9 protein-coding genes are annotated in these 8,426 nt (G+C 68.1%); 6 read left to right on the top strand and 3 right to left on the bottom strand.

Going from position 1 to position 8,426, the window contains the following annotated elements:
- Nucleotides 1-44: 44 nt before the first annotated feature.
- Nucleotides 45-1,139, bottom strand: a complete 1,095-nt coding sequence (locus AC1DZ6_RS12755; RefSeq protein WP_477097545.1) for a Zn-dependent alcohol dehydrogenase — start codon at nucleotides 1,137-1,139, stop codon at nucleotides 45-47.
- Nucleotides 1,140-1,306: 167 nt separating this feature from the next.
- On the opposite strand from AC1DZ6_RS12755, the gene AC1DZ6_RS12760 reads away from it, so the two are divergent.
- Both AC1DZ6_RS12760 and AC1DZ6_RS12765 read left to right on the top strand, forming a co-directional pair.
- Complete coding sequence (locus AC1DZ6_RS12760; RefSeq protein WP_477097546.1) at nucleotides 1,307-1,738, top strand: endonuclease domain-containing protein; 432 nt, start codon at nucleotides 1,307-1,309, stop codon at nucleotides 1,736-1,738.
- A gap of 53 nt (nucleotides 1,739-1,791) precedes the next feature.
- On the top strand, nucleotides 1,792-2,571 hold the full coding sequence (locus AC1DZ6_RS12765; protein WP_477097547.1) for a site-2 protease family protein: 780 nt from the start codon (nucleotides 1,792-1,794) through the stop codon (nucleotides 2,569-2,571).
- Between the two features lie 34 nt (nucleotides 2,572-2,605).
- Here AC1DZ6_RS12765 and AC1DZ6_RS12770 read toward each other — a convergent pair whose 3' ends face one another.
- Nucleotides 2,606-3,709 carry a cache domain-containing protein gene (locus AC1DZ6_RS12770; protein WP_477097548.1) on the bottom strand — a complete coding sequence of 368 codons (1,104 nt, stop codon included), beginning with the start codon at nucleotides 3,707-3,709 and terminating at the stop codon, nucleotides 2,606-2,608.
- A 311-nt stretch (nucleotides 3,710-4,020) separates the two neighbouring features.
- On the opposite strand from AC1DZ6_RS12770, the gene AC1DZ6_RS12775 reads away from it, so the two are divergent.
- The 3 genes from AC1DZ6_RS12775 to aroC all read left to right on the top strand — a co-directional run bounded on the left by AC1DZ6_RS12775 (nucleotide 4,021) and on the right by aroC (nucleotide 7,329).
- Nucleotides 4,021-5,376: a pectate lyase gene (locus AC1DZ6_RS12775; protein WP_477097549.1), complete on the top strand. Its 1,356-nt coding sequence runs from the start codon at nucleotides 4,021-4,023 to the stop codon at nucleotides 5,374-5,376.
- On the top strand, nucleotides 5,373-6,023 hold the full coding sequence (locus AC1DZ6_RS12780) for a hypothetical protein (protein ID WP_477097550.1): 651 nt from the start codon (nucleotides 5,373-5,375) through the stop codon (nucleotides 6,021-6,023). Before AC1DZ6_RS12775 ends, AC1DZ6_RS12780 begins: the two co-directional genes overlap by 4 nt.
- A gap of 184 nt (nucleotides 6,024-6,207) precedes the next feature.
- Entirely contained in the window at nucleotides 6,208-7,329 is a 1,122-nt protein-coding gene (gene aroC, locus AC1DZ6_RS12785; protein WP_477097551.1) for a chorismate synthase, read from the top strand.
- A 200-nt stretch (nucleotides 7,330-7,529) separates the two neighbouring features.
- On the opposite strand, the gene AC1DZ6_RS12790 is transcribed toward aroC, so the two are convergent.
- Nucleotides 7,530-7,742 carry a hypothetical protein gene (locus AC1DZ6_RS12790; protein ID WP_477097552.1) on the bottom strand — a complete coding sequence of 71 codons (213 nt, stop codon included), beginning with the start codon at nucleotides 7,740-7,742 and terminating at the stop codon, nucleotides 7,530-7,532.
- Between the two features lie 314 nt (nucleotides 7,743-8,056).
- On the opposite strand from AC1DZ6_RS12790, the gene AC1DZ6_RS12795 reads away from it, so the two are divergent.
- On the top strand, nucleotides 8,057-8,426 hold a 370-nt coding region (locus AC1DZ6_RS12795), incomplete at its 3' end, for a response regulator (protein ID WP_477097553.1).

Genomic DNA, 8,426 nt, shown 5'->3' on the forward strand with positions numbered 1-8,426 from the left:
GCCCGGGATGACGGCTGAAAGGATTTGGGACTAGGTCGCCCACCTCAATCAAACACGATCACCGATCGCGCCAGCTCGCCGCGCTTCAGCTCGTCGAAGGCCGAGTTGACCTCCTCCAGCTTGATGCGGCGCGAGATCAGTTCGTCCAGCTTCAGCTTGCCGCCCATATAGGCGTCGACCAGGCGGGGCATGTCGACCGGGAAGCGGTTGCTCCCCATGAAGCTGCCCTGGATCTTGCGCTCGCCCAGGAAGTCGGCGCCGTGCAGCTCGATCATGGTGCCCACGGGGATCATGCCGATGATGTTGGCCGTGCCGCCCCGGCGCAGCATCTTGAACGACTGCTCGGCGGTGGCCTTCAGGCCGATGGCCTCGAAGCTGTGGTGGACGCCGCCGCCGGTCAGTTCCTGCACCTGCTTCACCGCGTCGCCGTCGGCGGCGTTGATGACGTCGGTGGCGCCGAAGGTCTTGGCCAGCGCCAGCTTGGCCGGGACGCGGTCGATGGCGATGATCCGGCCGGCGCCGGCGATGGCCGCGCCGTTGATGGTGGCCAGGCCCACCCCGCCGCAGCCGATCACGGCCACGGTCTCGCCCGGGCGGACGCTGGAGGTGTGGATCACTGCGCCCACGCCGGTCATCACCGAGCAGCCGATCAGGGCGGCGCGGTCGAACGGCATGTCCTTGCGGATGGCGACGCAGGCGTGCTCGTGCACCAGCATCATCTCGGCGAACGACGACAGGTTCAGGAACTGGGCCATCTTGCCGGGGCCCGACAGGTCTTCCTTGAAGAGGCGCGGCTCGTCGGTCTTCGAGCGGCGCGTCTCGGGGCTGATGCAGAGGTTCATGTGCCCGGTCAGGCAGACCTCGCAGTGGCCGCAATAGGGATTGAGGCAGGTGATCACGTGGTCGCCGACCTTGACGGTGCGGACCTCGGATCCGATCGCCTCGACGATCCCGGCGCTCTCGTGGCCCAGCACGGCGGGCAGGGGATGGGGGTAGGAGCCTTCGATGAAGTGCAGGTCGGAATGGCAGACGCCGGCGGCCTTGGTGCGGATCAGCACTTCGCGCGGGCCCGGCTTGCCGATCGAGACCTCCTCGATCTGGAGCGGCTGGCCCACTTCGCGCAGAACGGCGGCCTTCATCGGCGATCTCCCTCTTTGTCGCGGGAGACCCTAGCGGGAGGCGTGGGGGAGAAGGAAGGGGTTATTCGAACAAATGTTTGGAGCTCTCCTCACCCGCATCGCGGGGGAGGTGGCGCGCTGCGAATACGCAGCGTGACGGAGGGGGCGTCACGCGGCATGCTCAACTTATGAGATCAACAACCAAAACACGCTCGCGCGCCAAAGCGTTGCGTCGAACCATGAGCCCGCCAGAGGTCATGCTCTGGGTCCGCCTACGCGCTCGCCAACCCGACGGCCCACGTATCCGTCGCCAACACCCGATCGGACCATACATCGCCGACTTCTACTGCGCCGACGCAAAGCTCGTGATCGAGGTCGACGGTTGGTGTCACAACATGGGCGAGGCCCCAGAACACGACGCCCGCCGCGACGCCTGGATGGCCGCACAGGGCCTGACGATCGTGCGCTACACCGCCGCCGACGTGTTCGGCGACCCGACGGGCGTGGCGGATGGAATCTGGGATCTCGCGACGGCCCTGATACGCAAGCGGGGCGGCCTGGACGCCCCCTCCGTCACGTCGCCTATCGGCGCCGCGCCACCTCCCCCGCTGCGCGGGTGAGGAGAAGAAGCTGAGCCACTCCCTCTATTCTGCAGGAGAGGGTACAAGCTCGTATGACCCTTACCGACGTCCGTCCCGCCAAGCCCGCGCCCATCAGCGCCAACGCCCTGATCCTGGTCGGCGCCTTCGCGGCCCTGGCCTTCGCCCTGGCGCGGATGCCCGATCCGCCCGGCGTGCTGACCTTCGCCTTCGTGGTGGTGGGCTGGGTCCTCAGCGTGGTGGTCCACGAGTTCGCCCACGCCTTCGTGGCCTACAAGGCCGGCGACCATACGATCGTCGAGAAGGGCTATCTGACGCTGGACCCGCTGAAATACACCGACCTGTCGACCAGCATTATCCTGCCGCTGGTCGTGCTGGCCATCGGCGGCATCGGCTTTCCCGGCGGGGCGGTCTATCTGCGCGACGACCTGATGCGCAGCAAGCGCGGCCGGGCCCTGGCCTCGCTGGCCGGGCCGCTGGGCACCCTGGCGGTGCTGGTCGGCCTGGCCGTGTGCCTGGCCGCCGACCGGGCGTTCGGCGTCGAGACCAGCGCCCTGTCGCGCGCCGCCGCCTTCCTGGCCTTCCTGCAGGCCTTCGCCCTGGTGCTGAACCTGCTGCCCCTGCCCGGCCTGGACGGCTTCGGCGTGATCCGCCCCTACCTGCCGCCGGCGGTCCAGCAACAGGCCGCCCGGTTCGGCTCGTTTGTGTTCATCGGCCTGTTCGTGGCGATCTTCTTCCTGCCGCCGGTCAACGACGCCCTGTTCAGCCTGGTGGTGTCGATCACCGACCTGTTCGGCGTCTCGCGCCCGGACATCGGCGCGGGGTACCGGGCGTTCCGGTTCTGGGAGGGGTAGAAACCCTCCCCCAGACGGAGAGGGTCTCGAGCGTTTAGGCCGCGCTGAGCTTGGGCGCGGCGGAGGTCACCGCGGGGCGAAAGGTCTCGGCGGGCTTTTCCGCCTCCTGCACCAGGCAGCCGTACCAGCCCAGGCCGGCATAGGTCTCGTAACCCGGGGTCAGGGCGTAGCCGACGGTGCGGGCGCCTTCGGCGTAGCTGCCCATGTCGCCGCCGGCGGTGTCGAGCTTGAAGGTCTCCTCCAGCACGCCCTTGCCGTCCGAGCTGGCCAGCACCCGGTGGTTCTGGTCCAGCAGCAGCACGCGCGAGCGGGCCTTTTCCTCGTCGGTCAGGCGCACGCCGTCGACCACCGCCTGGGCCTGGGGCTTCCAGTCGAAGTGGACGCCCAGCACGCCGATCACCTTGCCGCCCGCCTGGCCGCCCTCGCGGATGGCCGTGGCGTAGGTGGCGACGGGGGCGTCGTTCAGGGCCTTGATCCGCTCGATGTCGCAGACGGTGAAGTCGTCGCCAGACTTGGTGCGCATGGCGTTCCTGAACCACTCGGCCTCGGCCACCGAGACGCTCTTGGCGGCCGGATACTTGTCGGGCCGGCCGCTGGCGACCACGCGGCCCGACGGGTCGGCGATCCACAGGTCCAGATAGACGGTGTAGGCGTCGAGGATCACCTTCAGCCGTTGGCTGGCGTAGGTGGAGGCCTCGCGCGACGGGGCCGCCACGCAGTCGACCACGGCGCTGTCGGTGGCCCACCAGCGCACGTCGCAGGTGCGCTCATAGAGGTTGCGGTCGATGATCTCGATGGCGTTCAGGGCGAGATCCGCCAGGCGCTGACCGCGCAGATGGCCCAGGATCGCGCCGCCGATCTTGGTCAGCTCGTCGAGGTCGGCGCGCACCTGGCTCTCCAGGGCGGCGGCCACCACGTCGATCTGGGTCGAGATCGTCTTGAACTCTTCGGCGACGATCGCGAAGCCGCGTCCCGCCTCGCCCGCGCGCGCGGCGACGATCAGGGCGTTGATCGCCAGCATCTTGGCCGAGCGATTGACGTAAGCGATCTCGCCGATCTTCTCGCCGGCCACGGCGGAGAGGCGTTCGCTGAGCTCGAGGATGCGTTCTGGACGCAGGCTGGCGTCTTCAGCCGACATGTATGGGTTTCCCCCGAAACCGGCGGCGGGACGCGGGACAGCCGAATCACTCGCCAGACACGCGAGAGTGACACCAGTGTCAGGTTTCGGGGATGGGGGTCGGACAATCCGTCGCGCCTTTTCGCGTGTTTCGCGGCATGCAGCCTGTGGAAATGTTTAGTTTCGAGGCAATACTTGCCTCATTAATCATCAATGCTCGACAACGTTGTCATCGCCAAGTCATCGCAAAGCCTTGCCGTAGGCCGATGACACCGGTGGACAGGAATTTCCGGACGGGGGATTGTGCGCGCAATTGAAGGGGGAAACCGCAGATGTTCCGCACCACGCTCGCCGCCGCCCTGGCCTTGACCGCGACCGCCGCTCACGCCRCCCCCCGCGAGGTGCTGGCCTTCCCCGGCGCCGAGGGCGCGGGGCGGCTGGCGGTGGGCGGACGCGGCGGGGCGGTGATCAAGGTCACCAACCTCGAGGACGCCGGCCCGGGATCCCTGCGCGCCGCCGTCGAGGCCAAGGGGCCGCGCACCGTGGTGTTCGAGGTGGCCGGCACGATCGCGCTGAAGAGCGAGCTGAAGATCGTGGGCGGCCAGATCACCATCGCCGGCCAGACCGCGCCGGGCGGCGGGATCACCCTGCGCGACCACACCCTGGTGGTGTCCGCCGACGACGTGGTCATCCGCTTCATCCGCTCGCGCCTGGGCGACGAGAGCAAGACCGAGGGCGACGCGATCTGGATCAATTCGGGCCGGCGGATCATCCTCGACCACGTCTCGGCCAGCTGGTCGGTGGACGAGACCCTGTCGGCGTCGGCGCGCTACGACAATCCCGGCCCCAATGGGAAAGAGGGGGGCTTCTACGACCTGACCGTCCAGTGGTCGATCATCGCCGAGAGCCTGACCCACTCGATCCACGCCAAGGGCGACCACGGCTATGGCAGCCTGATCCGCGGCGGCGGCGGCTCGAAGATCAGCTTCCACCACAATCTGTGGGCCAACCACCTGGCCCGCATGCCGCGCCCGGGCAATTACGAGGGCCCCGAGAAGGACCCGGTCGGGGCGTTCTTCGAGTTCCGCTCCAACGTCTTCTACAACTGGGGCAAGGGCCACGCCGGCTACGACGCCGACAAGGCGGCCCTGGCGGCCTACAGCTTCATCGACAACGCCTATGTGATGGGTCCGGACAGCCAGAAGCCCGTGGCCTTCAACGAGAGCAACAGCCTGGCCAAGGCCTGGTTCGCCGGCAACAGCATGAACGGCGTCGTGCCCGCCGATCCGTGGAGCCTGGTCACCGGCCTGCAGGCGCCGGGCTGGCGCCAGGCGGGGCCGATCGACGTGGCGCCGGTCAAGGCCGACCCGGCCGCCTCGGCGTTCGAGCGAGTGCTGAAGGACGCGGGGGCCTCGGTGTTCCGCGACAGCGTCGATGCGCGGGTGGTGGCCGGGGTGCGCGACAAGACCGGCAAGCAGATCGACAGCCAGGCCCAGGTCGGCGGCTGGCCGGTGCTGCCCACGGGCAAGGCGGCGGCCGACACGGACGGGGACGGCATGCCCGACGCCTGGGAGAAGGCCCACGGCTTCAACCCGAAGTCGCCCGACGGCGCCGCCCTTGCCAAGGACGGCTCGGGCTATACCAATCTCGAGCTCTATCTCGCCGATGCAGCCAAGGTCCGCCGATGATCCTCTCCGCCGCGATCGCCGTCATGCTCCAGGCCGCCCCGACCCTGGCCACGGTGGAAAGCCTCCCGCCGGGGGAGGCCGGCGGGTTGCTCCTCGCCGGAAAGGATCACGGGCCGATCGTCGCGATCGTCGTTCCCCGGCTCAATGACCTGCCTCCGGGTTTCGCCGAACGCCAGCTGGTCGAGCGGCCGGTGGCCGAGAAGGGCGGCTGCGTGCGGAAACGCTGGACCGTCAGGTTCGCGCGGAAGGCTGGCGAGACTGAAAGCCGGGTGGAAAGCGCCGACATCTGGGCCGGGTTCGAGATCGCCCTGCCCGGCCCGGCCGGATGCCCCGATGACGACTATGTGCGCCTGGACCCGGGTCTCAAGCCCGTCCAGGCCCTGCCTGCGCTGAAACATCTGGACGCGCTGCGACGCGGCGACGCCCAGGCCAGCTTCACCTGCTCGGACCAGACGACCTCCGACCTATGCGGCGATCCAAAGGCGCTCCGCCAGAAGTTGGCCAGCCTGTCGCCCTGGGCCCTGACGCGCCAGAATGGGCAGATGGTCTTCTGGCTGGGCCTCCCAGGAGTCGTCACCGAGGTGCGCTATAGCCCCGACCGTCTCGACCAGGTCACGGTTTCGCGCCGCGTACCGGCGCCGTTCTAGCGCCTCACCCGGTTGCCCCCACCTGACCGCTTCGCGGTCTGTCCGCCCCATAGGGGGCGGAGGACGGAAACGCGGCCCCTCTTCCCCCTTTGGGGGAAGACGATCGCGAAGCGATCCGTAGGGGGCAAGTGTTCACATTCTCCAGCCTTTGCCCCTCTTGGAGCTTTCCGCTACACCCCCGCACATGTCGCACAACACCTTCGGCCACCTGTTCCGCGTCACCACCTGGGGCGAAAGCCACGGCCCGGCCCTGGGCTGCGTGGTCGATGGCGTGCCGCCGGGCGTCGCCATCAGCGCCGAGCAGATCCAGGCCTTTCTCGACAAGCGCCGCCCGGGCAACGGCAAGTTCGTCACCCAGCGCCAGGAGCCGGACGCCGTGCGCATCCTGTCGGGGGTGTTCGAGGACGAGCGCAGCGACGGTCAGCGCACGACCGGCACGCCGATCAGCCTGATGATCGAGAACACCGACCAGCGCTCCAAGGACTATGGCGAGATCGCCCAGGCCTTCCGGCCGGGCCACGCCGACTATCCCTATTTCGCCAAATACGGCGTTCGCGACTATCGCGGCGGCGGGCGCAGTTCGGCGCGCGAGACGGCGGCGCGGGTCGCGGCCGGCGCGATCGCCCGACTGGTGATCCCCGGCGTGACCGTGCGCGCCGCCCTGGTGCAGATCGGCCCGCACGCCATCGATCGGGCGAACTGGGACTGGGACCAGACGAACGAGAACCCCTACTGGTCGCCGGACGCCGCGATCATCCCGGTTTGGGAAGAGCACCTGGAGAAGATCCGCAAGGCCGGCTCCTCGACCGGGGCCGTCGTCGAGGTCGAGGCTGTCGGCGTGCCGGCCGGCTGGGGCGCGCCGCTGTACGGCAAGCTGGACGCCGAACTGGCCGCGGCCCTGATGTCGATCAACGCCGCCAAGGGCGTGGAGATCGGCGAGGGCTTCGCCAGCGCCGCCCTGTCGGGCGAAGAGAACGCCGACCAGATGCGGATGGGCAATGACGGCCCGATGTTCCTGAGCAATCACGCCGGCGGCGTGCTGGGCGGCCTGTCCACCGGCCAGCCGGTGGTGGCCCGCGTGGCCTTCAAGCCGACCTCCTCGATCCTGACGCCGCGCCAGAGCGTCAACGAGGCGGGCGAGGAGATAGACCTGCGCACCAAGGGCCGTCACGACCCGTGCGTCGGCATTCGCGGCGTGCCGGTGGTCGAGGCCATGACCGCCTGCGTCCTGGCCGACGCCTTCCTGCGCCACCGCGCCCAGACGGGCGGCGGGGCGTTCGTGCCGGGGATGAGCGGACGTCGCTAGAAACCCTCTCCCGGAGGGGAGAGGGAGGGACCCATGCGCAGCATGGGAGGGTGAGGGGTGACGGCGCCCGACGGCGTGCCGGCACGAGATCCCCACCTGCTGTTTTAGGCTCTGAGAAAAACGGCGAAAGCGTAACCCCTCACCCTGCCACGACTTCGTCGCGGGCCCCGCCCTCTCCCTCTGGGAGAGGGTGACTTACCCTACCCCTTGCGCGCCTCCGGCCACTCCTCGGGCCGCATGATCATGGTGGGGCGCAGGAAGGGCGAGCGGACGCGGTCGTAGTTCTGAACGTCAAGATCTCGACAGATGATCTGAAGCAACTCCCCACCGCTGACTTCGGGTGGGGGCCCGTCGTGCATCTGGCTCCAGAGTTCCAGAGCTTCGCGCTTGATGAGTTCGTCGCGGGAGGCCATGCGGTTCATATTCCTTCACCGCATCAACTCTCCCACGCTGCGACTCGTTCCTATTTTTTTCGTTGACAAAAGGTAACCAACCGCCACCGAAGTTAACGATCTTCTGTCCCGCGGCGAAACCAAGACTCAAGATTGACGCCTTCCATCGGCCTGAAGAGCGGCTTTGCCCGCGCAATGTCGAAATTCGACTTTGGCCTGATAACATTGATCTTTTCGGTGAATTACCGATTGACCGATTGTTACAGGCTCGTAACGTCCAAGCCGTCACGGCACGCTCAACGAGGCCGTGAGTCATGAACGAGCCCGGGGGGCGAGTGCGCTTCGATCTGCTGAAAATTCTGCTAGTCGACGACAATCAGCACATGCGCATGCTGCTGACCGAGATCCTGCGGGCCCTGGGCGTGCGGCAGATCTTCGAGGCGATGGACGGCGCCGAGGCGCTGCAGCTGATGCGCGACATCGAGATGGACCTGATCATGACGGACCTGACCATGGGTCCGCTGGACGGCATCGACTTCGTCAACCTGCTGCGCAATTCGCCCGACAGCCCCGGCCCGTTCACCCCGGTCATCATGATCACCGGCCACTCCACGATGCGCCGCGTGGCCGAGGCCCGCGACGCGGGGGTCAACGAGTTCCTGGCCAAGCCGGTGACGGCGCGCGGGGTGATCCACCGCATCAACC

It is taken from the genome of Caulobacter sp. P1_B12_2, assembly GCF_056406675.1.

Coding starts and splice junctions, on each gene's coding strand:
- AC1DZ6_RS12760 (WP_477097546.1), top strand. CDS start 1,307: ATGAGATCAACAACCAAAACACGCTCGCGCGCCAAAGCGTTGCGTCGA.
- aroC (WP_477097551.1), top strand. CDS start 6,208: ATGTCGCACAACACCTTCGGCCACCTGTTCCGCGTCACCACCTGGGGC.
- AC1DZ6_RS12755 (WP_477097545.1), bottom strand. CDS start 1,139: ATGAAGGCCGCCGTTCTGCGCGAAGTGGGCCAGCCGCTCCAGATCGAG.
- AC1DZ6_RS12780 (WP_477097550.1), top strand. CDS start 5,373: ATGATCCTCTCCGCCGCGATCGCCGTCATGCTCCAGGCCGCCCCGACC.
- AC1DZ6_RS12770 (WP_477097548.1), bottom strand. CDS start 3,709: ATGTCGGCTGAAGACGCCAGCCTGCGTCCAGAACGCATCCTCGAGCTC.
- AC1DZ6_RS12790 (WP_477097552.1), bottom strand. CDS start 7,742: ATGGCCTCCCGCGACGAACTCATCAAGCGCGAAGCTCTGGAACTCTGG.
- AC1DZ6_RS12765 (WP_477097547.1), top strand. CDS start 1,792: ATGACCCTTACCGACGTCCGTCCCGCCAAGCCCGCGCCCATCAGCGCC.